Source organism: Luteimonas terricola (assembly GCF_004352845.1).
Classification (GTDB): Bacteria; Pseudomonadota; Gammaproteobacteria; order Xanthomonadales; family Xanthomonadaceae; genus Luteimonas; species Luteimonas terricola.
This window is the reverse complement of the sequence record NZ_SJRX01000014.1, coordinates 1-24,371: the sequence shown is the minus strand read 5'-3', so window position 1 is coordinate 24,371 and position 24,371 is coordinate 1. Positions and strand designations below refer to the sequence as shown.

Here is a 24,371-nt window from a genome sequence, read left to right as displayed (position 1 = left end):
AGGAGGCATCCGCCGCCTGGGGGAGGCGGGGGGACATGCGCCGCGAAGGCCTCCCGGCCACGGTGGGGCCCTCCACGTCACGGCGACGCATGGCGAAGGAAACAGACACTCCTCGTCGGAACCGTTTCCCCGGAGATGGGGAATGAACCTAAATTTGTTTCACGTGGAACTACTCCAGGCCGCCGCGCCGGTTCTTCCGGGCAAACCTGCCATCCACCTGCCGGACTGGCTCAAAGTCCTTGCCAAGGGCTGCGAACTGGTATAATGCCCGCCTCAAGCCCCTATAAGTAATGTGTCTTGCGCCGGCCTTGCCGCGCCGGCCGTTGCTGGGCGATCCCCAACGGCCAGAACGACCCAGATGACCGAAGACACCGGCAGCACCCTCGCGCCCGCCAACACCGGCTACGACTCCAGCAAGATCACCGTCCTGCGCGGCCTCGAGGCCGTCCGCAAGCGACCCGGCATGTACATCGGCGACGTGCACGATGGCACCGGCCTGCACCACATGGTGTTCGAGGTGGTCGACAACTCGATCGACGAGGCCCTGGCCGGCCACGCCGACGATGTCACCGTCACCATCCATGAGGACGGTTCGGTTTCGGTGTCCGACAACGGCCGTGGCATCCCGGTCGACATCCACAAGGAAGAGCACGTCTCGGCGGCCGAGGTCATCCTCACCGTGCTGCATGCCGGCGGCAAGTTCGACGACAACAGCTACAAGGTTTCCGGCGGCCTGCACGGCGTCGGCGTGTCGGTGGTCAACGCGCTCAGCGAGCACCTGTGGCTCGACATCTGGCGCGACGGCGAGCACCACGTCCAGGAATACGCCCTGGGCGAGCCGCTGTACCCGCTCAAGGTGATGGGCCCCTCCAGCGGCCGTCGCGGCACCACGCTGCGCTTCAAGCCGGCCACGGCGATTTTCAGCGACGTCGAGTTCCATTACGACGTGCTGGCGCGCCGCCTGCGCGAGCTTTCGTTCCTCAACTCGGGCGTCAAGATCACGCTCAGCGACGAGCGCGGCGAGTCGCGCCGCGACGTGTTCCAGTACGAGGGCGGCATCGCCTCGTTCGTCGAGCACCTGGCGCAGCTGAAGACGCCGCTGCATCCGAAGGTGATCTCGGTGATCGGCGAACAGAACGGCATCACCGTCGAGGTCGCGCTGCAGTGGACGGACTCCTACCAGGAGACCATGTTCTGCTTCACCAACAACATCCCGCAGAAGGACGGCGGCACCCACCTGATCGGCTTCCGCGCGGCCCTCACGCGCACGCTCACCAACTACATCGAGCAGAGCGGGATCGCGAAGCAGGCCAAGGTGCAGCTGTCGGGCGACGACATGCGCGAAGGCATGATCGCGGTGCTGTCGGTGAAGGTGCCGGACCCGAGCTTCTCCTCGCAGACCAAGGAAAAGCTGGTCAGTTCCGACGTGCGCCCGGTGGTGGAGCACACCTTCGGCGCCAAGCTCGAGGCCTTCCTGCAGGAGCACCCGAACGAAGCCAAGGCCATCGCCGGCAAGATCGTCGACGCCGCCCGCGCCCGCGAGGCCGCGCGCAAGGCGCGTGACCTGACCCGCCGCAAGGGCGCGCTGGACATCGCCGGCCTGCCGGGCAAGCTCGCCGACTGCCAGGAAAAGGATCCGGCGCTGTCGGAACTCTTCATCGTCGAGGGCGACTCCGCCGGCGGCTCCGCCAAGCAGGGCCGCAACCGCAAGAACCAGGCGGTGCTGCCGCTGCGCGGCAAGATCCTCAACGTCGAGCGCGCGCGCTTCGACCGCATGCTGGCGTCGGCCGAGGTCGGCACGCTGATCACCGCGCTGGGCACCGGCATCGGCAAGGACGAATACAACCCGGACAAGCTGCGCTACCACCGCATCATCATCATGACCGACGCCGACGTCGACGGCGCCCACATCCGCACCTTGCTGCTGACCTTCTTCTACCGGCAGATGCCGGAGCTGATCGAGCGCGGCCACATCTACATCGGCCTGCCGCCGCTGTACAAGATCAAGCAGGGCAAGGCGGAGCTGTACCTGAAGGATGACGCCGCGCTCGACGCCTACCTCGCCGGCAACGCCGTGGAGAACGCGAGCCTGGTGCCTGCCGACGGCGAGCCCGGCATCAGCGGCGGGGCGCTGGAGAAGCTGCTGCTGACCTATGCCGCCGCGCGCGAGACCATCGCCCGCAACGCCTGGCGCTACGACCCCGAGGTGCTGGGCGCGCTGATCGACTTCACGCCGCTGGACGCCGAGGTCCTGGCCGGGAACGTCGACGAGCGCCACGAACTCGACCTGCTCGAGCGGCGCCTCAACGAATCAGGCCTTGGCAAGCCGCGCTATGCGCTGGAATTCCAGCCCGCCACCCACGCCGCCGGCCCCGCGCTGGTGGTCAAGCGCCGGCACATGGGCGTGGACGCGGTCCAGGTGCTGCCGTTCTCGGCCTTCGAAGGCGGCGAGCTGCGCGCGCTCCGTGACGCCGCCGCGCTGCTGCACGGCCTGGTGCGCGAGGGCGCGCAGATCGTCCGCGGCAACCGCGCGCAGCCGGTCACCAGCTTCGGCCAGGCCCAGGCCTGGCTGCTCGAGGAGGCCAAGAAGGGGCGCCAGATCCAGCGCTTCAAGGGCCTGGGTGAAATGAACCCCGAGCAGCTCTGGGACACCACGGTCAACCCGGAAACCCGGCGCCTGCTGCAGGTGACGATCGAGGATGCGGTTGCCGCCGACCAGATCTTCAGTACCCTGATGGGCGACGTGGTCGAACCGCGCCGGGCCTTCATCGAAGACAACGCCCTGAGGGTGTCCAACCTCGACGTCTGACCGGGCCGGTTGACGCCGCCTTCAGGCGGCGGCGTCTACAACAAGAACCGAAGCCCAACCAGGACGCACCCCCATGAGGATTCTCCCGCTTGCCGCCGCCGTCGCCGCCACCCTGGCGGTCGCGGCCTGCGCCACCACGACCTCGCCGACCGGCCGCACCCAGTACGTGGGCGCGGTGTCGCAGGAGCAGCTCAACCAGCTCGGCGCCCAGGCCTTCGCCGAGCAGAAGGCGCAGATGAAGCAGACCGGCAACGCGACGCAGAAGCGCTACGTCGACTGCGTGGTGCGCGCGGTCGTGGCCCAGCTGCCGGCGGCACAGCGGCAGATCGCCTGGGAGTCGGCGGTCTTCGTCGACGACAACCCCAACGCCTTCGCGCTGCCCGGCGGCAAGGTCGGTGTGTACACCGGCATCTTCAGCGTCGCGCGCAACCAGGACCAGCTGGCGGCGGTGATCGCGCACGAGATCGGGCACGTGATCGCCAACCACCATGACGAGCGCATCACCCGCCAGATGGGCGCGCAGGCCGGGCTGGGCGTGGTCGGTGCGCTGGTCGGCTCGCGCTACGGCGAGGGTGCGACCCAGACCACCAACCAGCTGGGCGGCGCCGCGTTGCAGACCGCGTTCCTGCTCCCGGGCTCGCGCGTGCAGGAGAGCGAGGCCGACGTCGTCGGGCAGCGCCTGATGGCCCAGGCCGGCTTCGACCCGCGCCAGGCGGTCAACCTGTGGCAGAACATGATCGCCGCCAGCAGCGGCAACCGTGCGCCGCAGTGGCTGTCGACCCACCCCGATCCCGCCGCCCGCATCGGCGAGCTGCAGACGCGCGCCACCGGCCTCGTGCCGACCTGGGAAGCGGCCCGCAGCGCCGGACGCCGCCCTGCCTGCGGCTGAACAAACCGCCATCGTCCGATGGTCCGCTCGCGCCATCGGCCCTGATTCTGGTAGTTTTGGCACCCCTCGCACAGGCCGGCGTCCGGCGTCGCGTGCAACGAACACCGAGGTCAACCATGTCCGCCAGCAAGATCCATCGCCAACTCCTGGTCACCGCGATCGCCGCGGTCCTCACCCTGGGCACTGCCGCCGACGCCTTCGCGCAGTCGGCCACAGAACGCGCCGCTGAACGCCGCGCCGCGCGACAGGCCGCGCTCGAAGGCGGCGAGAAGGGAACGAAGAAGGGCGCCGCCGCCGACGAATATCCGGCCGCTACCCGCAAGGATCCCGGCCTGCGCTCGACATCGCGCATTGCTCCGCGCATCAACAAGGTGTCCGATGCCCAGCAGGCCGGCGACCTCGCCGCCGCCGAGGCCGCCGCAGTGCACATCCTCGAAAACGACAAGGCCAACGCCTACGAGCGTGCCATCACGCTGCGCCTGCTCGCCGACCTGCTGATCGACGTCGACAACGAGCGCGCCAAGAGCTACCTGAGGGAGGTCATCGAGCTCGACGGCCTCGACAACAACCAGCACTTCGGCACGATGCTCACGCTGGCCCAGATCCAGATCCAGGAGGACGACTACGCCGGATCCCTGGCCACCCTCGACCGCCTGGTTGCCGAGACGAAGACCGACAAGGCCGACGTGCAGGTGCTGCGTGGCAACGCCCTGTACCGCCTGGAGCGCTACGACGAAGCGATCGCGGCGATCGAGCCGTTGGTCAAGGGCAATCCCGAGGCCCGCGCCGACTGGACCCAGCTGCTGATGGCGTCCTACGCCGAGAGCGGCCGCGCGAACGAAGCCGCCACGCTCGCCGAACAGGTGGCCGCGCAGACCCCCGGCGACAAGCGCGCCCAGCTCAACCTTGCCAGCGTTTACCTGCAGTCCGACGACTATCCCAAGGCGATCGCCGTCTATGAGCGCCTGCGTCAGGCCGGCGAACTGACTGAAGAGCGCGACTACAACAACCTGTCGGCCCTGTACCTCAACACCGACAGCGGCGAGCACAAGGCAATCGAGGTGATCAACGAAGGCCTGCAGAAGGGCATCCTCAAGCCGGACCACCGCACCTACTCCTCGCTCGCGCAGGCGTATTACTTCACCGACCAGTACGACAAGGCGATCGATGCCTACGAGAAGGCCGCGCCGCTCGACGACGACGGCGGCACCTATCTCAACCTCGCCAAGGTGCTGGCCAATGAAGGCCGCGACGCCGAATCGAAGGCGGCCGCGCAGAAGGCGCTGGACAAGGGCCTGCCCGATCCGGGCGAGGCGCGCAAGCTCCTGGCGCGCTGACGAAGTGCCCAGCAGCAATACGTACGGCGCGGTAGAACCGCGCAACAAGATTGGTATAAGCTTGGGAATTCCCGCGCAGAACACGTGCACGGGTCCAGACACCACTCGGGGCGCTCGCGGCCCGGCCAGAGACGAGTTCCCCGCATGACGCAGCACGCCACGACCCCCGACCGGAACAATGACCAGGACGAGGGCCTGAACTGGGCGCGTATCGCCGGCTTCACCATGGTGGTGGCGTTCCACGCCGCCGCCGTCCTGCTCCTGCTGGCCCCGGTCAACCCGCCGGGCGCCGAGCCGGAGCCGGAGCAGGTCACCCGCGTGGTGATCATCGAGCCGCCGCCGCCGCCCCCCCCGCCGCCGCCGCCGCCGCCGAAGCCGCCGGAGCCGCAGCCGATCCGCGAGCTGGTGCCGCCGCAGCCGTCGCCGCTGCCGCCGCCGCCGGAGGATCCGCCGGTGATCTTCGACGAACCTTCGCCGATGGACACCCCGGCCCCGCCGCCGGCACCCCCGGCCCCGCCGGCCCCGACGCCGAACATCGGCGCCAGCGTCGATCCGTCGTCCCGGAGCATGAATCCGCCGAAGTATCCGCCGGCGGCCCTGCGCTCGGGCATCACCGGCCAGGTGATCCTGATCGTCGAGGTCGATGCCAGCGGCAACGTGACCAACGTTTCGGTAGAGAAGTCCAGCCGCAACCGCGACCTCGACCGCGCTGCGATCGACGCCGCGCGCAGGTGGCGCTTCAACCCCGAGGTCCGCGACGGCGTCGCGGTCGCCGGACGCGTCCGCGTCCCGGTGGACTTCGTCCTCTGACCGGCGGCGCGTCCAGGCGCGCCACCGCATCCAAAATGCAATACCCGCTGTGCCCGCTACACACTTCCAACACCACAACATCTAGAAGGTAAGCGTCATGCTGCAGGAAACCACTAACGTCCCCGCCGCCGGTGGCAGCAACGCCGCTGCGCTCCAGCAGATGGGCTTTGCGGACATGCTCCAACACATGGATGCCGTCGGCTGGGTGGTGCTCATCACCCTGCTGGTGATGTCGGCCATGTCGATCTACTGGATCATCTTCAATGCCATCAAGCACATGCGTCTGCGCGGAAGCGCCGATCGCGTGATCAGCACGTTCTGGGAAACCCAGAGCGCCCAGGACGCGATCCGCGCGATGGAAGAAGAGCCCAAGAGCGAGCCCTTCTCCAAGGTCGCCCTTGACGCCGCCCAGGCCGCCGCGCACCACCAGCGCCACGAAGGTTCGCGCCTGGTCGAGTCGCTCAACCGCTCCGAGTTCGTCGACCGCGCGCTGCGCCAGGGCGTGACCCGCGAGTCGCTGAAGCTCGAGGCCGGCCTGACCGTGCTCGCCACCGTCGGTTCGACCGCGCCGTTCGTCGGCCTGCTCGGCACCGTGTGGGGCATCTACCGCGCCCTGATCCGCATCGGTGCCAGCGGCCAGGCCGACATCGGTGCGGTGGCCGGTCCGGTCGGCGAGGCGCTGATCATGACCGCGCTCGGCCTCGGCGTCGCGATCCCGGCGGTGCTGGGCTACAACTTCTTCGTCCGCCTCAACCGCGGCCTGAACTACAAGCTCGACACCTTCGCCCACGACCTGCACGACTTCTTCGCCACCGGTTCGCGCGTCGGCGAGCAGAAGCGCTGATCGCGCCGGAACGGACAGGCCCAAGGGAGAACCGACATGGCTTACACATCAAGCGGTAACGGCCATGACAAGGTCAACGCCACGATCAACATCGTGCCGCTGGTCGACGTGATGCTGGTGCTGCTGATCATCTTCATGGTCACGGCACCGCTGATGGCCCACAAGGTCGAGGTCGTGCTTCCCGAGGCCAACCTGGACGAGCGGCCCGAAACCGCGCCGCCCGTGCCGCCGATCACCGTCGCGGTGACCGACAACGGAGAGGTCTACCTCAACGACCAGCCGGTCACGCTCCAGCTGTTGGAGAGTTCGCTGGCCGTCGAGGCCCAGAAGACTCCCCAGCCGCCGGTCAACGTCCGCGCCGACAGGACCACGAAGTACGGGATGGTGAAGGAAGTCGTCGATCTTGCGCAGGCCGCAGGCATGCGCAAGGTGGGCTTCGTCGCCACCCGCGAGAGCAACTGACCCGGAGTTAGCAGCATGGCTTTTTCATCCAACGCCGGCGAAGGCCCGATGGCCGACATCAACATCATTCCGCTCTGCGACGTGATGCTGGTGCTGCTCATCATCTTCATGGTCACGGCCCCCCAGCTGTCGTATCCGATCGACATCGATCTGCCGCAGCGCTCGCCGAATCGGCCGGACAATCCGGTCGATCCGCCGGAGCCGATCAAGCTCCGGATCGACAGCACCGGCCAGGTCTACTGGAACAACAGCCCGACGCCGGTCTCGGCTTTGCGCAACATGATGGAGAGCGAGGTCCAGCGGGATCCGGGCAACCAGCCCACGCTCGAGCTCGACGTCAACGAGAGCGCCGACTACGGGGTGCTGACCAAGGTCCTCGCCGAAGCGAAGAACGCGCAGATGCTGAAGATCGGCTTCGTCAAGAACTAGCTCACCGCAAGATCCGCCCGGCGTCGCCTGCAGCGCGCCGGACCGGACACCACGCTTGCTTTTTTGCGCCGCCCCACAAAGGGCGGCGCTTTTTTGTTCGGGGGGAGGCTGGGGTGGAAGCGAAGAGCCTTTGCCACGGATTTACGCGAATAAGGCGGATTTACACGGATAGAGCGGAGAAGGGAAAGGGCGAAGAGCTTTTTTGCCACGGATTTGCGCGGATTACGCGGATCTGGCCGAGGCCAGTGCCGAGGGCACGCGCTGTACAGGCTTTTTTTCAGATAGGCTTTTGGCGCGCTGTCCGGAATGGGCTCCGGGCCCCACGCTTGCCTCGGCCAGATCCGCGTAATCCGCGCAAATCCGTGGCAAAGGCTTTTCCGGCCGCCCATGAAAGCGACAGCTACAGCAGCGCGAGGTAGCGGGACACGGTCGTGGCCAGGCCTTGGTACAGGGCTTCGCCGATGAGGGCGTGGCCGATCGATACTTCTTCGATGCCGGGTACCGCGGCCAGGAAGGCGCCGAGGTTGTCCTGGCTGAGGTCATGGCCGGCGTTCACGCCCAGCCCGGCCGCGCGCGCGCGGCGCGCGGTGTCGGCGCAGGCGGCCAGCGCGGCGGCGGCGTTGCCGGAGGCGTGCGCGGCGGCGAAGGGGCCGGTGTAGATCTCGATGCGGTCGGCGCCGGCGTCGGCCGCGGCCTCGACCGCGCTGCCGGCATCGGCGAACAGGCTGACGCGGCAGCCCAGCGCCCGCAGCTCGGCCACCAGCGGCGCCAGCCGCGCGCCGTCGCGGGCGAAGTCGAAGCCATGGTCGGAGGTGATCTGGCCGTCGTCGTCGGGGACCAGGGTGGCCTGGGTGGGCCGGGCTTCGCGGCACAGGGCCAAGAAGCCGGGGTAGCCGGGCCGCGGCGGGGCGAAGGGATTGCCCTCGAGGTTGAGCTCGACGCCGCGTTCGCCCGCCAGCGCCGCCAGCGCCATGACGTCGTCGGCGCGCGCGTGGCGGGCGTCGGGACGGGGATGCAGGGTGAGGCCGTGGGCTCCGGCGTCCAGGCAGGTGCGCGCAGCGCGCAGCAGGTCGGGCTCGGCGCCGCCGCGCGAATTGCGCAGCACCGCGATCTTGTTGAGGTTGACGCTGAGGCGGGTCATGGCCGGCAGGATACGCTGCCGGCGGACGCGGTTCAGGACCGGGGCGGCTCGGCGCCTGCGTTCGACGCGGCGCCGGCGCCGGCACGGCGGGCGTCGGCCTGGTCGCGCAGGCGCTTGAGCTCGACGGGGTCGAGCATCATCGAATCGTCGCGCGCCTGGTTGCCCACGCGCTGCGCCAGCAGGCCGAGGACCCAGGCCACGGTGGCGGCCAGCGCCGCGAGCAGGCAGGCGACGGCCACGGCCATCGATGAGGAATTCAGCGCCACCGCAAAGGCGGCCACGGCCAGCAGCAGGAACAACCAGGGCATCGCACGCCTCCGCGGAAACCGGGAATCGAAGTCTAGCCCGGGCCTGCGCCCGCCTGCGCGGCCGCCCGGCGGCGTCAGCGTGCCGCCGGTCGCAGTTCCGTCGGCTGCGGCGCTACAGCAGCGGGGACATCAGTCGGGCCAGTGCCTCGGGCAGGCGCGCGCCCAGCAGCGGCCGGTGGCGCCCGCGCTGCACGCGCGGCGCATGCGCGCACTCGCCCTCGATGAGCGTCGCGAGCTCCGCGGCGAGGCCGGGATCGTCGAACAGCACCGAGACCTCGAAGTTGAGGCGGAAGCTGCGGTGGTCGAAGTTGGCGCTGCCCACCAGCACCAGGGCGTCGTCGACCAGCAGCGACTTGCTGTGCAGCATGCGCGGACCGTACTCGTGGATCTTCACCCCGGCCACCAGCAGCGGGCCGAAGTAGGAGCGCGCGGCCAGGGTGACCAGCTTCGAATCGCTTTCGCGCGGCACCAGCAGGCGCACGTCGAGCCCGGCCAGCGCGGCCGAGGTCAGGGCCATCATCGCGGCCTCGCCGGGCACGAAGTAGGGCGTGGTCATCCACACCCGGGTCTTCGCCGCCTGGATCGCGGAGACGTGCAGGCGGTGGATCGCCTCCCAGGGGGAGTCCGGTCCGGACACCAGCACCTGCGCGCGCACCGGGCCCGGCGCGGCCTCGCGCGGCGTGTCCCGCGCCACGCTGGACAGGAAGTCGCGATCGCCGGTGGCGTAGGCCCAGTCCTCGCAGAACACCAGTTGCAACGCGCGCACCACTTCGCCTTCCAGGCGCAGGTGCAGGTCGCGGTAGGCGGCATCGCCCAGGCGCTCGTCCTGTTCATCGGTGACGTTCATGCCGCCGGTGTAGGCGACGCGGCCGTCGATGACCACGATCTTGCGGTGGGTGCGGAGGTTGGCCCAGGGCCGCCGCCAGACGTGGCCGAAGCGCATCGGATGGAACCACGCCACTTCGCCACCGGCTTCGAGCAGCGGCTTGAAGAAGCGCCGCGAACGCGCCGAGCCGATGGCGTCCACCAGCAAGCGCACGCGCACCCCGGCACGGGCGCGCCCGGCCAGGGCGTCGCGCAGCGCCGCGCCGGTGCGGTCGGGCTCGTAGATGTAGTACTCCAGGTGCACGTGCTTCGTCGCCTTCGCGATGTCGGCGAGCAGCGCCTGGTACTTGGCGGCGCCGTCCACCAGCAGGCGCACGTCGCGCGCGCTTGCCGGCGCCAGGCCGGTGGTCGCCAGGCCCAGCCGCGCGAGTTCGGCGGCGTCGGCGTGGGCGGCGTCGGCGAAGAAGTCCTCGGGGGGCAGCGCCTGGCGGCTGCGCGCCCGGCGCAGCCGCTGGCGCTTGATCCTCTGCGGCCCGAACACCTGGTAGATGAAGAAGCCGAGGTAGGGCAGCAGCGCCAGGCCCAGCAGCCAGCTCAGCGTCGCCACCGGCTCCCGTTTCTGCAGGACGATCCAGCCGCCGAGCAGCAGCAGGTAGGCAGCCCAGGCCGCCAGCAGCCAGCTGCCCAGGTGGGGAATCGTGAGCAGTCCCTGCCAGGCTTCGCGCAACGCGTCCAGAACGTGTCCCCCGGTCGCAGAAGCCGCGACGCAGCAGTCGTAGGCTAGCCCGATGCGCGACGACGGCAAAGCGAGGCTTGCGATCCTTGGCCCCCTGAAGGGGCGCGGTGCGGGGTCGCGCGTGGCCGGCCGCTTCGAGCAGCGCAGCGCCAGCCGCGAGGACGATGGCTGGGGCTCGGGCCACGACTTCAGCGACGCCAGCGGCGAGGCGCTGGAGTCCGGCCCCGACACCGTGGTCACCACCGAACGCGCGCGCAGCATCATCAGCCGCAACCAGTCGCCCGACATCGGCTTCAGCCAGTCGATCAATCCGTACCGGGGCTGCGAGCACGGCTGCGTGTACTGCTTCGCCCGTCCCAGCCACGCCTACCTGGACCTGTCGCCGGGCCTGGACTTCGAGACCCGGCTGTTCGCCAAGACCAACGCCGCCGAACTGCTGCGGGCCGAGCTCGCGCGGCCGCGCTACCGGTGCTCGCCGATCGCGCTGGGCGTGAACACCGATGCCTACCAGCCGCTCGAACGCCGCCAGCGCATCACCCGCGAGCTGCTCGAAGTGCTGGCCGAAACCCGGCACCCCGTGCACCTGATCACCAAGAACGCGCTGGTGCTGCGCGACCTGGACCTGCTGGCGCCGATGGCCCGGGACAAGCTGGTGCAGGTGTCGCTGTCGGTGACCACGCTCGACAACCGGCTGGCCGCGCGCATGGAGCCGCGCGCCTCGGCGCCGCACTCGCGGCTGAAGGCGATCGCCGGCCTGCACGCCGCCGGGGTGCCGGTGAGCGTGATGGTGGCGCCGGTGATCCCGGCGATCACCGACGGCGAGCTCGAGGCCATCCTCGGCGCCGCGCGCGAGGCCGGTGCCGGCGCTGCCTCCTACGTGCTGCTGCGCCTGCCGCACGAGCTCAGGGAGATCTGGCGCGAGTGGCTGGCCCAGCACTATCCCGAGCGCGCCGCGCACGTGATGAGCCTGGTCGCCCAGATGCGCGGCGGCCGCGACTACGACAGCGCCTTCGGCACGCGGATGAGGGGCGAGGGGCCGTTCGCGCAGCTGCTGGCGTCGCGCTTTACCCGCGCTTGTCGACAGCTGGGCTTCACGCGGCCGCCAGAGCTGGATTGCAGCCGGTTCGAGCCGCCCCGGATCTCGGCGGCCTCGCCGCAGGGCAGCCTGTTCTAGGCGTCGCCGAACCTATACGCCGCCACCACGCCGCGGTGGTGTACGGTGCCGCGATGAAGCAGGAGTTGAGCCACGGGCCGCGCCGTTCCGGTGGTGCTACGGCGGAACCAGACCATGCCGGAACGCCGCCAGACGATGTGGGCGGACAGCTGCGCGAATGCCAGGCCGAACTCACCCGCGTGCTGCAGGACCACGCCCTGGTGTCGTACGGGATCGCCCACGACCTGCGTGCGCCGCTGCGAGCGATCGAAGGTTTCGCGGCGATGCTCGATGCCCATTCCGGCGACGCGCTCGATGCCACCGGGCGTGATCACCTGGCGCGCATCCGTGCCGCCGCCGCGCGGATGGCGGGACTGATCGATGCGCTGCAGGCGCTGTCGCGCGCGTCCCACGACCACCTCGACATCCACGACATCGACGCCAGCCTGCTTGCCGACTGGGCGCTGGTGGAACTGCGCGACGCCGAGCCCGCGCGCGCGGTGGAGGCCAGCGTGCAGCCGGGCATCCGCGTGCGCGCCGACGAGCGCCAGCTCAAGCAGCTGTTCGACCACCTGCTGCACAACGCCTGGAAATTCTCCGCCGGCCGCGACGCGGTGCGCATCGTGATCGACGCCGAGCGCGATGGCGACATCGTCCGCATCCACGTGCGCGACCAGGGCAGCGGATTCGAGCCACGCCACGCCGGCCGCGCCTTCGAGCCCTTCCAGCGCATGCACGGCCCCGACGAGGGCGGCGGCCACGGCCTGGGCCTGGCGATCGCACAGCGCATCGCCGCGCGCCTGGGCGGGCGCATCGACGTGGATACCGTGATCGGCGAGGGCAGCGTGTTCCACGTCGAACTGCCCGCGTCAGATGGCGCCAGGCCATCATGAGCACGCGCCCGATCCTGCTGGTCGAGGACAACCCGGACGACGTCGAGCTCACCCGCATCGCCTTTGCCGAAGCCAAGATCGCCAACCCGCTGCACGTCGTGGGCAACGGCGCCGATGCGCTGGACTACCTGTTCGGCCGCGGTGATTACGCCGGCCTCCAGCGCCACGAACAGCCTTCGCTGGTACTGCTGGACCTCAACATGCCGCGCATGGACGGCCGCGAGGTGCTGCAGGCGATCCGCGCCGATGCCGGCACGCGCAGCCTGCCGGTGGTGGTGATGACCACGAGCACCGAACCCTTCGACGTCGAGGCCTGCTACTCGCTCGGTGCCAACAGCTACATCCGCAAGCCGGTGGACTTCGGCCAGTTCATGTGGGCGGTGAAGCAGGTGGGCATGTACTGGCTGATGCTGAACCACCCGCGCGAGGGCTGAGCCTCGGCTATGGCCGCGATCGGAAAAGCCTCAGCCACGGATTTGCACTGATAGAGCGGAAAGGGCAGAAGAAGCCAAGAGCTTTTTTTGCCACGGATTTGCGCGGATAACGCGGATTTGGCTGAGGCCAGTGCTGAGGGCACGCGCTGTACAAGGCTTTTTATCGGATGGGCTTTTGGCGAGATGTCCGGAATGAGCCCTGGGCCGCACGCTTGCCTCGGCCAAATCCGCGTTATCCGCGCAAATCCGTGGCAAAAAAGCTCTTCTGCTTCTCGCGGCTGCAGCCGCTCCTACAAGAGCGGTCAGGTGGCGGGGAAGAGGGTTTCGGCGCGGTGGAAGAGGATCCAGCTGGTGGCGATGAACTTGTCGCCGCCCTCGGGCCGGTTGCCGCGGTGGGTGTGGGTGAAGGCGGTCGGTGCGATCAGGAGGTCGCCCACGCGCGGCTTCACCTTGCGCTGCTGGAACATGAACTCGGTCTCGCCGGCCTCGAAGCCGTCGTTGAGATAGACCGTCCACAGCAGGTGGCGGTGCAGGGTCTCGGCCTGCGGGTCGCGCGGGTAGAGTTCGCAGTGCCAGTAGGGATAGCCGCCCTGGCCCGCGGCGTACCACTGCAGGTTCATGCTGCCGGGGCGCAGGCAGGCCGTGACCAGCTGGCCGAGCGCGCGATCGTCCATGGCGGCGATGTCGTCGGCCTGCAGGCGGCGCAGTGCGCCGTCGGGGCCGGGCTGCTGCAGCATCAGCGGCGCGATCAGGACCTGCGGCCAGCGGCGGATGTAGTTGAGCAGGCCGCGGTAGACGGCCACGTTCAGCGCCTGCTCGACGTCGGCCCAGTCGGCACGGCCGGCCAGGGCGATGTCGCGGCTGTTCTTCAGCTCGGGAAACACGCCGCTGCCCACGCGCCCGGGCTGCAGCGCGTCGCTGGCGCGCATGCGCTCGACGATGGAGGCGCAGGTCGCGGCGTCGACGGCCCCGGGCGTCACCTCGATGAAGTCCGCGCTGCCGCCTTCACTCATCGGAGTCGTTCTCTGGAAGAGCGGCCATGGCCGCGAGACGGAAAGCTTATGCCATGGGGAGGGCGAAATCTTTTTGCCACGGATGAGCGCGGATAGAGCGAAAGGAGCAGAAGAAAGCGAAGAGCTTTTTTGCCACGGATTTGCGCGGATTACGCGGATTTGGCCGAGGCAAGCGTGGGGCCCGGAGCCCATTCCGGACAGCGCGCCAAAAGCCTATCTGAAAGAAAGCCTGTACAGCGCGTGCCCTTGGCACTGGCCTCGGCCAAATCCGCGTAATCCGCGCAAATCCGTGGCAAAGCTTTCGCGGCTGTAGCCGCTCCCACAGTCAGTCGATCAACTGGTCAGGCGGCGTCGTGGTCGCGGTGGTAGCGGGTGGCGGCTTCGACTTCGGACTTCGAGCCGAGGAAGACGGGCACGCGCTGGTGCAGCTGCGAGGGCGCGATGTCCATGATGCGGTCGCGGCCGTTGGTGGCGGCGCCGCCGGCCTGTTCGACCAGGAAGGACATCGGGTTGGCTTCGTACATCAGCCGCAGCTTGCCGGCCTTGGATGGATCCTTTTTGTCCCACGGATAGATGAAGATGCCGCCGCGGGTGAGGATGCGGTGCACGTCGGCGACCATCGACGCGATCCAGCGCATGTTGAAGTCCTTGCCGCGCGGGCCTTCGCTGCCCACCAGCAGGTCGCGCACGTAGTCCTGCATCGGCGCTTCCCAGTGCCGCTGGTTGGACATGTTGATCGCGAACTCCTTCGTCTCCTCCGGGACGCGGATGGCCTCGCGGGTGAGCACGAAGACGCCCTGTTCGCGGTCCAGGGTGAAGGCGTGGGTGCCGTGGCCGAAGGTCAGCACCAGGGTGGTCTGCGGGCCGTAGACGCAGTAGCCGGCGGCGACCTGGGCGCTGCCGGGCTGCAGGAAGTCCTCGTCGCGGGCGGCGGTGACGCCTTCGGGGCAGCGCAGCACCGAGAAGATCGTGCCCACCGAAACGTTGACGTCGATGTTGCTGGAGCCGTCCAGGGGATCGAACAGCAGCAGGTAGTTGCCACGCGGATAGGCATCGGGGATGGGATGGCAGTGCTCCATCTCCTCCGAGGCGCAGGCCGCGAGATGGCCGCCCCAGGCGTTGGCCTCGAGCAGGATGTCGTTGCTGATGACGTCGAGCTTCTTCTGCGCCTCGCCCTGCACGTTGCCGGTGCCGGCGTCGCCGAGCACGCCGCCGAGCGCGCCCTTGCCGACCGCGATCGAGATGCTGGTGCAGGCGCGCGCGACCACCGCGATCAGCTGGCGCAGGTCGGCGTTGATGCGGCCGGCGCGCTGCTCCTCGATCAGGTGGCGGGTGAGGGAGACGTGGCTGGACATCGCGGGCCTGTGATGGTGGGAGATGCCGCCATTGTCGCCGAAGGTGGGAAGGACTGCAGGAGGGGCGCTTCCACAACGCGGCTTCGAGATTGGGGGGCGGGAAGACGTTGGGCTTCGGTGACGGCCCCGCGTCAGCGGCGGTCGAACTGCCATTCGAGGCCGAGCAGCCAGCCGCGGCCGGCGCCGGGCTCGTAGAAGCGGCCGTTGCCCTCGTTCACGATCACCGAGCCGACGTGGTCGCGGTCGAGGAGGTTGTCGATGCGCGCGAACAGGCGCACCGGGCCGGCCGCCGTGGGCCAGCGCCGCGAGGCCTCGACGTGCAGCAGGCCGTGGCCGGGCGCCGATCCGGTGCCGGCATCGTTGACCATGACGTCGCCCATGGCTTCGGCTTCGAACGCCGCGGTCCAGGCGCCGCCGTGCCACTGCAGGCGCGCGAAGGCCTGGCGTTCGGGCACGCCGGGGATCCGGCCTGCACGGTTGATGCTGCCGTCCGCGGCGGTGCCACCCCGGAACTCCGCTTCCAGCTCCGTGGCCGCCAGGCGCAGGTCCCAGGCTTCGCCCAGCGGCTGCGACCAGGCCAGCTCCACGCCCTGGCGGCGCGCGCTGCCGGCGTTGCGATAGCTGCTGCGCCCCGCGACGTTGGTGGCCACGGCGATCTCGTCGTCGGTGTCGGCACGGAACAGCGCCGCCTCGAGCAGGCCGCCCGTGGGCGTGCGCCACTTCAGCCCGAGCTCGTGGTTGTCGCTGACCGCCGGCCGCAGCCCGAAAGCCAGGCCGGCGCCGCCGTCGGCGCGGTAGGAGAGCTCGTTGAAGGTCGGCGTCTCGAAGCCGCGACCGACCGACGCGTAGACACGCAGGTGCTCCGAAGGCGCGAAGGTGATGCCGGCGACCGGGGAGGTTTCCGAGTAGTCCACGCGCCCGCTGTCGTCGGGATTGCCGGCGGCGACGTAGTGGTCGCGCGACGTGAAGGTGACTTCGCTGCGGCGCGCACCCGCCAGCAGCGACCAGCGCGGCGCCAGCTGCCACCAGGCCTGCGCGTAGAGGTCGTCGGTCTCGACCTCGTTGCGCTCGTCGCGGCGCAGCGCACCGCGCACGCCGGGTTCGTCGCCGACGAAATTCTCGAAGCCGCGGCGACGCTGCCGCTGGCGTTCGCCATTGGCACCCGCCGTCAGCTCCAGCGGCCGCGAGGCCAGGCTGCCGCTCCACGACCAGCGCGCATCGAAGCCCGCGTAGCGGTTGTCGAGGTCGATCACCCCGCCCGAATGCAGCGGATTGGCCTGCGGCGCCGGCGGGATCGGCAGCACCTGCGTCACCTCGCGGTCGCCGCCCCAGGCGGACACCCGCAGCGCGTGCGCATCGCCCAGCCCGTGCTCGTAGACCGCGCCCGCCTGCGACTGGCGCACGCTCTTGCGCGTGTCGTAGACGTAGGCATTGGCCACAGCCTGGCGCGGGTCTTCGCGCATCTGCGCCGCGGTAAGGCCGAGCGGATCGCGCGCCTCGGGGATGTCGACGTGGTTGAGGACGAAGCTCAGCCTGCGGTGATCGCCCAGGTCGACGCCGAGCTTGAGGTTGGCGACGTCGCGCCGCGCCGCGGAATGGTCGCGCCAGCCATCGGTATCCAGGCGCGAGAACGCGAAGTTGTAGCCGACGATGTCGTTGCCGCCGAGCAAGCGCGCCGCGCCGGTCCAGGTGCCGTCGTTGCCGACCGTCGCCCGCAGCCGCCAGGGATCGCCGGCCTGGCCGTCGGCGCTGTGGATCGAGACCACGCCGCCCGACGAGTTGCCGTGCAGGGCGGAAAACGGACCGCGCAGGACTTCCACGCGATCCGCGCCGGCGATGCTGAAGTGCGAGAGCTGGCCCTGGCCGTCGGGCATCGACGCCGGGATGCCGTCCGCGTACAGCCGCAGCCCGCGCACCCCGAAGGTCGCGCGCGCGCCGAAGCCGCGGATCGACAGCTGCGTGTCCTGCGCCAGGTTCTGCCGGTCGCGCGCCAGCAGGCCGGGGATGCCGCGGAGGATCTCGGAGACATCGGCGTCGGCGTTGGCGCGCTCACCGCTGAGGTCGATGGTGGCGGTGGAGGCGGGGGTGTCGAAGGCCGGGACCGTGCGCAGCCGGGTGGCTTCGACGACGACCGGATCGAGGGTGGTGGCGGAGGGGGCCGGCGCGGCGAAGGCGGCCAGCGGCGCGGCGAGGGCCACGGCGAGGGCGGAGAAGGAGAGCGCGGGGAGGCGTGCGGAGCAGGTGGGGGAAGGCATCCGGCCATTGTGGACCAGGAGGTGTGCACGGGGCCCTCAACGGATTGTTCCACGGGGAGGCGGAGGGGGCCTGGTTGTGTGGGCGGCCGTCAGACGTCGCCGTCGGTGGACCAGCCCTCGCCGGTGCCGCGGTGGTGCACGGTGTCCGACTCCAGCACCGTGCCCGCGGGGATCGAATCCTGCTCGGACAAGCGTGCGTAGATCGGGGTGAAGTCCGGATCGGTCGCCGCCATCAGCTGCTCGAAGCTGTCGATCACGAAATAGGTCTTCTGATAGGTATCGATGCGATAGCGCGTGCGCATGATGCGCTCGAGGTCGAAGCCGATCCGGTTGGGCGCCGGCGACTCCAGCGCATGCACCGACTCGCCGCTGGACGACACGATGCCGCTGCCGTAGATCCGCAGCCCCTCGGCCTCGCGGATCAGCCCGAACTCCACCGTGTACCAGTACAGCCGCGTCAGGTTCTGCAGCGCATCGGTGCCGATCGCGTGCGCCTTCACGCCGCCGCGGCCATAGGCCGCCATGTAGTCGGCGAACACCGGATTCATCAGCAGCGGCACGTGGCCGAACAGGTCGTGGAAGAGATCCGGCTCCTCGATGTAATCGATCTGCTCGGGGCGCCGGATCCACCAGGTCACCGGGAAGCGCCGGTTGGCCAGGTGCTCGAAGAAGTCCAGCTCCGGCAGCAGCCCCTCGACCCCGATCAACCGCCAGCCCGTGGCCGGCTCCAGCACCTGGTTGAGGTCGTCGTACTTCGGGATGCGGTCGGGCGTCATCCCCATCGCGTCCTGCGCACGCAGGAACTCCGTGCTGGCGCGCCCGACCAGCAGCTCGCGCTGGCGCGCGAACAGCGTCGCCCAGGTGGCGTGGTCCTCGGCGGAGTACCCGTCCCAGTGCTGCTCGACGATGCCCGTGGCGTAGACCGGGACCTTGCCCTTGTCGGTGTGGAGGTTCTCGACCCGGCGGGGCTGGGTGGGGGCTTGGGCGGACATCGGCGGCTCCGTCTCTGATGGGTGCAGTTTCGTGCGCATGGAAGCGGCTATATCTCGACTCTAGCGCGGCGCGGGCGCAATATGGTTGCGCTTATTGCGTCATATCCGCTTATGCGCGCAAGAATATTGCGCAACGCCGGGAGGCGTCCCATGGCTGCAAACGAAAGCCTCGACCGCACCGACATCCAGCTCCTGGCCGAACTCCAGGCGCACGGCCGCCTGAGCAATGCCGAACTGGCCGAACGCGTGCACCTCTCGCCCTCGGCCTGCCTGCGCCGCGTGCAGCGGCTCGAACGCAGCGGCGTGATCGCCGGCTACCGTGCCGAAGTCGATCCCGAACACCTGGGCCTGGGCCTGACCGCCTTCGTCCGCATCCGCCTCAACCACCACGACGCCGCCGCCGTCGCCGACTTCGCCCGCGGCGTGAACGACTGGGACGAAGTCGTCACCTGCCACGCCCTGACCGGCGACATGGACTACCTGCTGCAGGTGGTGGTGACCGACCTCGAACACTTCTCCCGCTTCCTGCTCGACCGCGTGCTGGCCCGCCCCGGCGTGGGCGACGTGAACTCCAGCTTCGTGCTGCGCACCGTGAAAGCGATGCGGGGGCTCCCGCTACCGACCGCGTGAGCGCGTCGCGAAGCGGCCGACATGGCCGACACGCCAACACGCCAACGCGGCCGACATGACCGACATGACCGACGGCGCGGCGGCGAATCTCCGACGGCCCCGCGCGCTGCCGGCTCACTCCCGATCGAGCGGACTGAGCACCCCACCCGCCCCGCGGCCCAGCACATGGGTATAGATTTGCGTCGTGGCCACGTCGTTGTGCCCGAGCAGTTCCTGGACCGTGCGGATGTCGTGACCCGATTCCAGCAGATGCGTCGCGAAGGAATGTCGCAGCGTGTGGCACGTGGCCGGCTTGTCGATGCCCGCCGCCAACCGCGCCGCCTTCACCGCGCGCTGCAGCACCGACTCGTCGACGTGGTGCCGCCGCTTCGTCCCGCTGCGCGGATCCACCGACAGCTGCCGCGCCGGGAACACCCACTGCCAGCCGAACTCGCGCGCCGCCGTCGGATACTTCCGCGACAGCGCATGCGGCAACCACACCTCCCCGAAGCCAAGCTCCACATCGCGCGCATGCAGCACCCGCGCCCGCCCGAGCTGGGCCTTCAGCGCCGCCTCCAGCGTGCGCGGCAGCGGCACCCGGCGATCCTTCCCGCCCTTGCCGTTGCGCACGATGATCTCCCGGCGCCCAAAGTCCACGTCCTTCACCCGCAGCCGCACCGCCTCCATCAGGCGCATGCCCGCCCCGTAGAGCAACGACGCCATCAGGCCGACCTGGCCATCGACCTGCGACAGCAGCGCCCGCACCTCGGCATGCGTGAGCACGACCGGAAGCCGCTTCGGCCGCTTGGCCCGCGTGACCGAACCGACCCACGGCAGCTCGAGTCCGAGCACCTCCTTGTAGAGGAACAGCAGCGCCGAAAGCGCCTGGTTCTGCGTACTGGCTGCAACGTTGTCATGCACCGCGAGCGAAGAGAGGAAGGCCTCCACCTCGGCAAGCCCCAGGTCCCGCGGGTGTCGGCGCCCGTTGGCGAGGATGAAGCGCCGCGCCCAGCCGACATAAGCGCGCTCGGTACGGATGCTGTAGTGCTTCGTCCGACAGCGGATGCGGACCTGGTCGAGCAGGCGGGGCTGCTGGACAGCGATGCCCGCGTCGCTGGCGACGGCGGGTTGCCCGGTTACCGCCCCATCTTTGCCCCGGTATGGCATACCGCCTCATCCGTGAGGTATTTGCCGGAATCATTACCGCGATGCCGCCAACAGCAAAGGCGACAAAGCCATGATTTCAAGTGGGATTTTCCTGATCCACAAGTCAGAAGTGGACGATAGGGGAACCTGCTACATTCCGCTTTTGGAATCTACTTAGTGTTAGGCCCGCATGAAACATCCTCAACACCGACGGTCGATTTGGTTAGGTTCGCTAGCCGCGGCAATAGCACCGCCCGTCTGCGTCCTTGTGCCTGAAATGTTCCGCTTGTCTGATCGTGGCTCGATCGGCTATTTGCTGAGCAACAGCATCATATTTCTCACCGTAGCCGTTCCAGTTTCGCTTGTTGCTATGCTTTGTATTGGCCTCCCCTACGTGCTCTGGCTCCGCTCACGGGGTTGGCTTAGCGCCGTTGCCGTCTGCTTCGGTTCCACCGTCATTGGCGCTGCAGTATTTGCACTGCTTACTTGGGCACTCTCTTGGGATCATCGGCTGCCCGGCCTGCCCCAGATCAGCCTAGGTGGGGCACTAGGGCTGGCGGCAGGCGTTGCTTTTTCACTCGCTGCGGGCCTAACAATTCGTTCAAGCCGAAGCCCAATCGCTACGCGCTTGGGCTCGGCTTAACTCAGGCGTTAGGCCTTGTTTCCCGCACTGTTGTAGCCAAGCTTCAGGCGACCTTGAGCATCCCGCGCATCTGCGGCGTTTGCACCTCGCACACGCGGTGAAGGCATCGGCAGTCGGGCCTGGAGCACCTCGGCTTCGGGCGCGCGCGACTCTCCGCAAGGTTCGACCCGCCGAGTCGGCTTCGGCGGGAGCGCGGTGAAGGTTCCTGGCCGCGCGAGCTGCCCGGCTCGGCTCCGCCCGCGGCAATCGCCGGCCCAGGCTGCCCGTCAAAACTTGTTGTACTGTTCGGCTCAGGGGTTGGGTTGTCGCAGGGTCGGACGCAAGTTCGGCGTGCGGCGGCCTAACAAGTCGTTCAAGCCGAAGCCGCTTCGTTCCGCAAACCACATGGCAGGTAAAGCTTGCCATGTGCTTCGCTCCACTGCGCGTCTCGGCTTAACTCTGGCGTTAGGCCTCAGGGGAGACATCGTGTGGAGCTGACACAACTGGAAGCATTGCGCGCCTACGCGCGCTCACTGAACACTCTCACGGTAGAGCCACTCGAACCATTGCTCGCCGACGACTTCACTTATGAGTCGCAGAGCGTTTTTTCCGCCTTGGAGTCGAAAGAAGATTTCCTGAACTACTTTCGGCCAAAACTTCAAACCATTGCAGCATCGGGTTCGGCTGTTTTCGCAGAGATGGGGACGGTTTCAGCCTATGGCGGGCTCCAGCCCTGTGTCGTGCTTGCCCAGGGCGAAAGAGAAAGCCTTGTTGGTCTTGTACTCGCCAAGGTGCAAGACGGTATGCTGAAGCGCCTAGACCTTTGCATTGTGCCGCCGCCTCAATCGGCAGAGCGCAGCGGAGAGTACCCGGCCTGAGGCCTAACAATTCGTTCAAGCCGAACTTGCTTCGCTACACCAACAACGTGGCGGGTAAAGCTTGCCACGTTGTCGGCTACGCTACGCAAGTCGGCTTAACTCAGGCGTTAGGCCCTATGCAAGATCTTCTTAGTCCTGCTGAAGAAAAAAGGTTCCTGCGCGGGCTTCTTGAGCAGATGGATCACCCTCGCTATCCCAAACGTTTGGGCATGGGCGCCAAGACCGGTCTTTGGCTCGTGGTAGTGGCCGTGGCTATTGCTGCCATGCAGCTGTTTGGGCAGCCCTCAGGAGCCACCTTGATTGCCGCCCTTGTGGGGCTGGCTGTTGGGGCTATCGTTGGGTTCACCGCAACCGCGAACGTGTTTTCTCGTCATGTCCTTGTTGCTGGCAGGTTCGTGGACCGATCGCTGATCGAGGCCAGGCTCCGCCAGCTAGGAGCCTAACAATGCGTTCAAGCCGAAGCCGCTTCGCTCCACCAACCGCATGGCAGGTAAAGCTTGCCACGCGGTTGGCTCCACTACGCGTCTCGGCTTAACTTAGGTGTTAGGCATATGAGGTCGAGTTCGCTGCTACTGATGGCTCTAGTGGCTGGCTGCGCACATGCCCCAGCCCAGACCTCGTCTGTCACGTCACTCGTCAGCTCCTCTGCCGAGAGCTGCGCGCGCTTTGCCCAAGACCAGTCCGTGTTGCTCATAGTCCACAACTCTGGGCCGGGAAAGCTTCGTATCAGGGCTCAAAGCGAGTCGGGCCCACCGTTCCGGATGGGCTGGCCCTACTACGCGGTGCTTAGCGGCGCATCTGATCCGCCAAAAACCTACAAACGCCCGGCAGGGCATGGCCCGCTACCTCTGGCAACTGTCTCCATCGGGTCCGATGATGAGGCCAGCTTCCTTCTGTACCTTCCAGAGCGCACTCCAATCTCCGATGAGCTGCGCTACCGCGTGCAGTTTGAGGACCTCGCTGGTCAGGTGCACTACTCTGCACCCTTCAGTTTGTGCATCACGGGCTCAATGCCTAACAATGCGTTCAAGCCGAAGCCGCTTCGCGGCTCGGCTTAACTTGGGTGTTAGGCCTTGTTTCCCGCACTGCCGGATCAGCATCATCGGTAGCGTAAGGTTCACCGCTCATTTGTCGCTGTGGGCACCTCGCACGCGCGGTGAGTGGTGTCGGCAAAATCGCCTGCGACACCTCGGCTTCGGCCACGCGCGACTCTTTCGCAAGATTCGACCCGCCGAGTCGGTTTCGGTCAGGTTTTGGTGAGGCTCTTCGCGCGCGCGAGCTGTCGTTCCGCGCTTCGTAGCTCCAGGGCACGGCGCAGCCGCGCCAAGTTGTTGTAGTGTTCCGGTTTGGGGTTGGGCTGCAGACGTTCGGCGCAGGTGCCGGGCAGCGGCGGCCTAACGAGTCGTTCAAGCCGACGCCACATCGGGGCGCAAACCACATGGCAGATACAGCTTGCCATGTGCTTCACGCCCCGCTGCAGCGCGGCTTAACTCTGGTGTTAGGCCTTGTTTCCCGCACCGTTGTTGCCGGGTTCCAGGCAACCTGCAGCGCCTCGCTTATCCGCAGCGTTTGCACCTCGCACGCGCGGTGCCGGCATCGGCAGTCAGACCGGCAGCACCTCGGCTTCGGACAGGCGCGACTCTTCGCAAGATTCGACCGGCCGGCTCGGCTTCGGGCAGTGCGCGGTGAGAGTTCTTGGCCGCGCGATTCGACCGTCCGCTCGCGCCACGTGCCAGATCAAGCTCCCCAGCAAGACTTGTTGTACTGTTCGGCTCAGGGGTTGGGCCGTCGCGGGTTGGGCATAAGTGCCGGGCAGCGGCGCCCTAACAAGTCGTTCAAGCCGAATCCGCTTCGTTACGCAAAACACATGGCAGGTAAAGCTTGCCATGTGTTTCGCTTCACTACGCTGCTCGGCTTAACTCTGGTGTTAGGCCCGCGTGTGGCGATCTGAAGGACGGAGAGATTCAATGGCTCGATTCGGCGTTACAAACATCTACCTCGCGGTAGGACTCGGATTGCTTGCCGTTAGCCTCATTCTGGGGACTTGGCTCTTCTCCCAGGCTGCCTCGATTGCTCCCGGCGACACTTTATTGCGGGTTGCCTACGGGAGCTTCATCGGCGGCATCGTTCTGTATGTCATCGGCCGCGTGACGTCGGTGGTGCAGCGTCGGTCGCAGGCCTAACAAATCATTCAAGCCGACGCCGCTTCGCGGCGCGGCTTAATTCAGCAACTGTCTTGAAGCGTTCCGCTCAAGCCAGTGCCAGGCCCTCGGCCCGAAGCTCGTCGCGGCGCCTGGCATTGATGATCCCGAGCAGCTTCCGCATGCACGCCACCAGCGCCACCTTGCCCAGCTTTCCACGTGCTCGCAGCTGCTGGTAGTGCGCCTTCATCGTGGGATCCCAACGCACGGCCGAGAGCGTGGCCATGTAC

At 68.0% G+C, this 24,371-nt stretch carries 22 protein-coding genes and 1 pseudogene; 14 read left to right on the top strand and 9 right to left on the bottom strand.

Features of this window, described 5'->3' with window-relative positions; translation table 11 throughout:
* Positions 1 to 358: 358 nt before the first annotated feature.
* The 7 genes from gyrB (at position 359) to E2169_RS13815 (ending at position 7,580) form a co-directional block, all read left to right on the top strand.
* On the top strand, positions 359 to 2,809 hold the full coding sequence (gene gyrB, locus E2169_RS13845; RefSeq protein WP_132987204.1) for a DNA topoisomerase (ATP-hydrolyzing) subunit B: 2,451 nt from the start codon (positions 359 to 361) through the stop codon (positions 2,807 to 2,809).
* Between the two features lie 73 nt (positions 2,810 to 2,882).
* A complete protein-coding gene (locus E2169_RS13840) occupies positions 2,883 to 3,698 on the top strand; it encodes a M48 family metallopeptidase (protein ID WP_132987203.1) in 816 nt (271 codons plus the stop codon).
* Between the two features lie 116 nt (positions 3,699 to 3,814).
* A complete protein-coding gene (locus tag E2169_RS13835; protein WP_132987202.1) occupies positions 3,815 to 5,035 on the top strand; it encodes a tetratricopeptide repeat protein in 1,221 nt (406 codons plus the stop codon).
* A gap of 144 nt (positions 5,036 to 5,179) precedes the next feature.
* Positions 5,180 to 5,845, top strand: coding sequence for an energy transducer TonB (locus E2169_RS13830; RefSeq protein ID WP_132987201.1), 666 nt, complete (start codon positions 5,180 to 5,182; stop codon positions 5,843 to 5,845).
* A 97-nt stretch (positions 5,846 to 5,942) separates the two neighbouring features.
* The gene (locus E2169_RS13825) at positions 5,943 to 6,689 is read left to right on the top strand and encodes a MotA/TolQ/ExbB proton channel family protein (RefSeq protein WP_132987200.1); all 747 of its coding nucleotides are present in this window, start codon (positions 5,943 to 5,945) and stop codon (positions 6,687 to 6,689) included.
* 36 nt (positions 6,690 to 6,725) lie between these two features.
* On the top strand, positions 6,726 to 7,151 hold the full coding sequence (locus tag E2169_RS13820; RefSeq protein WP_132987199.1) for an ExbD/TolR family protein: 426 nt from the start codon (positions 6,726 to 6,728) through the stop codon (positions 7,149 to 7,151).
* A gap of 15 nt (positions 7,152 to 7,166) precedes the next feature.
* Positions 7,167 to 7,580, top strand: coding sequence for an ExbD/TolR family protein (locus E2169_RS13815; RefSeq protein ID WP_132987198.1), 414 nt, complete (start codon positions 7,167 to 7,169; stop codon positions 7,578 to 7,580).
* A gap of 400 nt (positions 7,581 to 7,980) precedes the next feature.
* Here the strand turns inward: E2169_RS13815 and E2169_RS13810 are convergent, their stop codons facing one another.
* The 3 genes from E2169_RS13810 to cls form a co-directional block, all read right to left on the bottom strand.
* Positions 7,981 to 8,721, bottom strand: a complete 741-nt coding sequence (locus tag E2169_RS13810; protein WP_132987197.1) for a pyridoxine 5'-phosphate synthase — start codon at positions 8,719 to 8,721, stop codon at positions 7,981 to 7,983.
* Positions 8,722 to 8,753: 32 nt separating this feature from the next.
* On the bottom strand, positions 8,754 to 9,029 hold the full coding sequence (locus E2169_RS13805; protein WP_132987196.1) for a hypothetical protein: 276 nt from the start codon (positions 9,027 to 9,029) through the stop codon (positions 8,754 to 8,756).
* 112 nt (positions 9,030 to 9,141) lie between these two features.
* Entirely contained in the window at positions 9,142 to 10,590 is a 1,449-nt protein-coding gene (cls, locus tag E2169_RS13800; RefSeq protein ID WP_132987205.1) for a cardiolipin synthase, read from the bottom strand.
* A gap of 52 nt (positions 10,591 to 10,642) precedes the next feature.
* On the opposite strand from cls, the gene E2169_RS13795 reads away from it, so the two are divergent.
* From E2169_RS13795 to E2169_RS13785, 3 genes are all read left to right on the top strand, one after another.
* A complete protein-coding gene (locus E2169_RS13795; protein ID WP_132987195.1) occupies positions 10,643 to 11,764 on the top strand; it encodes a PA0069 family radical SAM protein in 1,122 nt (373 codons plus the stop codon).
* A gap of 137 nt (positions 11,765 to 11,901) precedes the next feature.
* Positions 11,902 to 12,636: a sensor histidine kinase gene (locus E2169_RS13790; RefSeq protein ID WP_188726126.1), complete on the top strand. Its 735-nt coding sequence runs from the start codon at positions 11,902 to 11,904 to the stop codon at positions 12,634 to 12,636.
* The gene (locus tag E2169_RS13785; RefSeq protein WP_207918401.1) at positions 12,633 to 13,070 is read left to right on the top strand and encodes a response regulator; all 438 of its coding nucleotides are present in this window, start codon (positions 12,633 to 12,635) and stop codon (positions 13,068 to 13,070) included. Before E2169_RS13790 ends, E2169_RS13785 begins: the two co-directional genes overlap by 4 nt.
* Positions 13,071 to 13,372: 302 nt before the next feature.
* On the opposite strand, the gene E2169_RS13780 is transcribed toward E2169_RS13785, so the two are convergent.
* From E2169_RS13780 to phhA, 4 genes are all read right to left on the bottom strand, one after another.
* On the bottom strand, positions 13,373 to 14,083 hold the full coding sequence (locus E2169_RS13780) for a 2OG-Fe(II) oxygenase (RefSeq protein ID WP_132987192.1): 711 nt from the start codon (positions 14,081 to 14,083) through the stop codon (positions 13,373 to 13,375).
* Between the two features lie 341 nt (positions 14,084 to 14,424).
* Positions 14,425 to 15,438 carry a class 1 fructose-bisphosphatase gene (locus E2169_RS13775; protein WP_132987191.1) on the bottom strand — a complete coding sequence of 338 codons (1,014 nt, stop codon included), beginning with the start codon at positions 15,436 to 15,438 and terminating at the stop codon, positions 14,425 to 14,427.
* 131 nt (positions 15,439 to 15,569) lie between these two features.
* The gene (locus E2169_RS13770; RefSeq protein WP_132987190.1) at positions 15,570 to 17,693 is read right to left on the bottom strand and encodes a TonB-dependent receptor; all 2,124 of its coding nucleotides are present in this window, start codon (positions 17,691 to 17,693) and stop codon (positions 15,570 to 15,572) included.
* 89 nt (positions 17,694 to 17,782) lie between these two features.
* A complete protein-coding gene (gene phhA / locus E2169_RS13765) occupies positions 17,783 to 18,685 on the bottom strand; it encodes a phenylalanine 4-monooxygenase (RefSeq protein ID WP_132987189.1) in 903 nt (300 codons plus the stop codon).
* A gap of 150 nt (positions 18,686 to 18,835) precedes the next feature.
* Here phhA and E2169_RS13760 point away from each other — a divergent pair, with 150 nt between their 5' ends.
* Positions 18,836 to 19,315 carry an Lrp/AsnC family transcriptional regulator gene (locus E2169_RS13760; RefSeq protein ID WP_132987188.1) on the top strand — a complete coding sequence of 160 codons (480 nt, stop codon included), beginning with the start codon at positions 18,836 to 18,838 and terminating at the stop codon, positions 19,313 to 19,315.
* Between the two features lie 114 nt (positions 19,316 to 19,429).
* On the opposite strand, the gene E2169_RS13755 is transcribed toward E2169_RS13760, so the two are convergent.
* On the bottom strand, positions 19,430 to 20,461 hold the full coding sequence (locus tag E2169_RS13755; protein ID WP_132987187.1) for an integron integrase: 1,032 nt from the start codon (positions 20,459 to 20,461) through the stop codon (positions 19,430 to 19,432).
* A 1,089-nt stretch (positions 20,462 to 21,550) separates the two neighbouring features.
* Between E2169_RS13755 and E2169_RS13750 the strand changes: the two genes are divergently transcribed.
* From E2169_RS13750 to E2169_RS13740, 3 genes are all read left to right on the top strand, one after another.
* Positions 21,551 to 21,940, top strand: coding sequence for a nuclear transport factor 2 family protein (locus E2169_RS13750; RefSeq protein ID WP_132987186.1), 390 nt, complete (start codon positions 21,551 to 21,553; stop codon positions 21,938 to 21,940).
* 26 nt (positions 21,941 to 21,966) lie between these two features.
* On the top strand, positions 21,967 to 22,383 hold the full coding sequence (locus E2169_RS13745) for a hypothetical protein (RefSeq protein WP_132987185.1): 417 nt from the start codon (positions 21,967 to 21,969) through the stop codon (positions 22,381 to 22,383).
* A 1,524-nt stretch (positions 22,384 to 23,907) separates the two neighbouring features.
* The gene (locus E2169_RS13740; protein WP_132987184.1) at positions 23,908 to 24,123 is read left to right on the top strand and encodes a hypothetical protein; all 216 of its coding nucleotides are present in this window, start codon (positions 23,908 to 23,910) and stop codon (positions 24,121 to 24,123) included.
* 67 nt (positions 24,124 to 24,190) lie between these two features.
* Here the strand turns inward: E2169_RS13740 and E2169_RS13735 are convergent.
* Positions 24,191 to 24,371 (bottom strand): annotated as a pseudogene (locus E2169_RS13735) (hypothetical protein); the annotation flags it as partial.

Bases quoted from the DNA above. Each gene is read 5' to 3' on its own strand.
- gyrB (WP_132987204.1), top strand. From the start codon at position 359: ATGACCGAAGACACCGGCAGCACCCTCGCGCCCGCCAACACCGGCTAC.
- E2169_RS13840 (WP_132987203.1), top strand. From the start codon at position 2,883: ATGAGGATTCTCCCGCTTGCCGCCGCCGTCGCCGCCACCCTGGCGGTC.
- E2169_RS13835 (WP_132987202.1), top strand. From the start codon at position 3,815: ATGTCCGCCAGCAAGATCCATCGCCAACTCCTGGTCACCGCGATCGCC.
- E2169_RS13830 (WP_132987201.1), top strand. From the start codon at position 5,180: ATGACGCAGCACGCCACGACCCCCGACCGGAACAATGACCAGGACGAG.
- E2169_RS13825 (WP_132987200.1), top strand. From the start codon at position 5,943: ATGCTGCAGGAAACCACTAACGTCCCCGCCGCCGGTGGCAGCAACGCC.
- E2169_RS13820 (WP_132987199.1), top strand. From the start codon at position 6,726: ATGGCTTACACATCAAGCGGTAACGGCCATGACAAGGTCAACGCCACG.
- E2169_RS13815 (WP_132987198.1), top strand. From the start codon at position 7,167: ATGGCTTTTTCATCCAACGCCGGCGAAGGCCCGATGGCCGACATCAAC.
- E2169_RS13810 (WP_132987197.1), bottom strand. From the start codon at position 8,721: ATGACCCGCCTCAGCGTCAACCTCAACAAGATCGCGGTGCTGCGCAAT.
- E2169_RS13805 (WP_132987196.1), bottom strand. From the start codon at position 9,029: ATGCCCTGGTTGTTCCTGCTGCTGGCCGTGGCCGCCTTTGCGGTGGCG.
- E2169_RS13795 (WP_132987195.1), top strand. From the start codon at position 10,643: ATGCGCGACGACGGCAAAGCGAGGCTTGCGATCCTTGGCCCCCTGAAG.
- E2169_RS13785 (WP_207918401.1), top strand. From the start codon at position 12,633: ATGAGCACGCGCCCGATCCTGCTGGTCGAGGACAACCCGGACGACGTC.
- E2169_RS13780 (WP_132987192.1), bottom strand. From the start codon at position 14,083: ATGAGTGAAGGCGGCAGCGCGGACTTCATCGAGGTGACGCCCGGGGCC.
- E2169_RS13775 (WP_132987191.1), bottom strand. From the start codon at position 15,438: ATGTCCAGCCACGTCTCCCTCACCCGCCACCTGATCGAGGAGCAGCGC.
- E2169_RS13770 (WP_132987190.1), bottom strand. From the start codon at position 17,693: ATGCCTTCCCCCACCTGCTCCGCACGCCTCCCCGCGCTCTCCTTCTCC.
- phhA (WP_132987189.1), bottom strand. From the start codon at position 18,685: ATGTCCGCCCAAGCCCCCACCCAGCCCCGCCGGGTCGAGAACCTCCAC.
- E2169_RS13760 (WP_132987188.1), top strand. From the start codon at position 18,836: ATGGCTGCAAACGAAAGCCTCGACCGCACCGACATCCAGCTCCTGGCC.
- E2169_RS13755 (WP_132987187.1), bottom strand. From the start codon at position 20,461: ATGCCATACCGGGGCAAAGATGGGGCGGTAACCGGGCAACCCGCCGTC.
- E2169_RS13740 (WP_132987184.1), top strand. From the start codon at position 23,908: ATGGCTCGATTCGGCGTTACAAACATCTACCTCGCGGTAGGACTCGGA.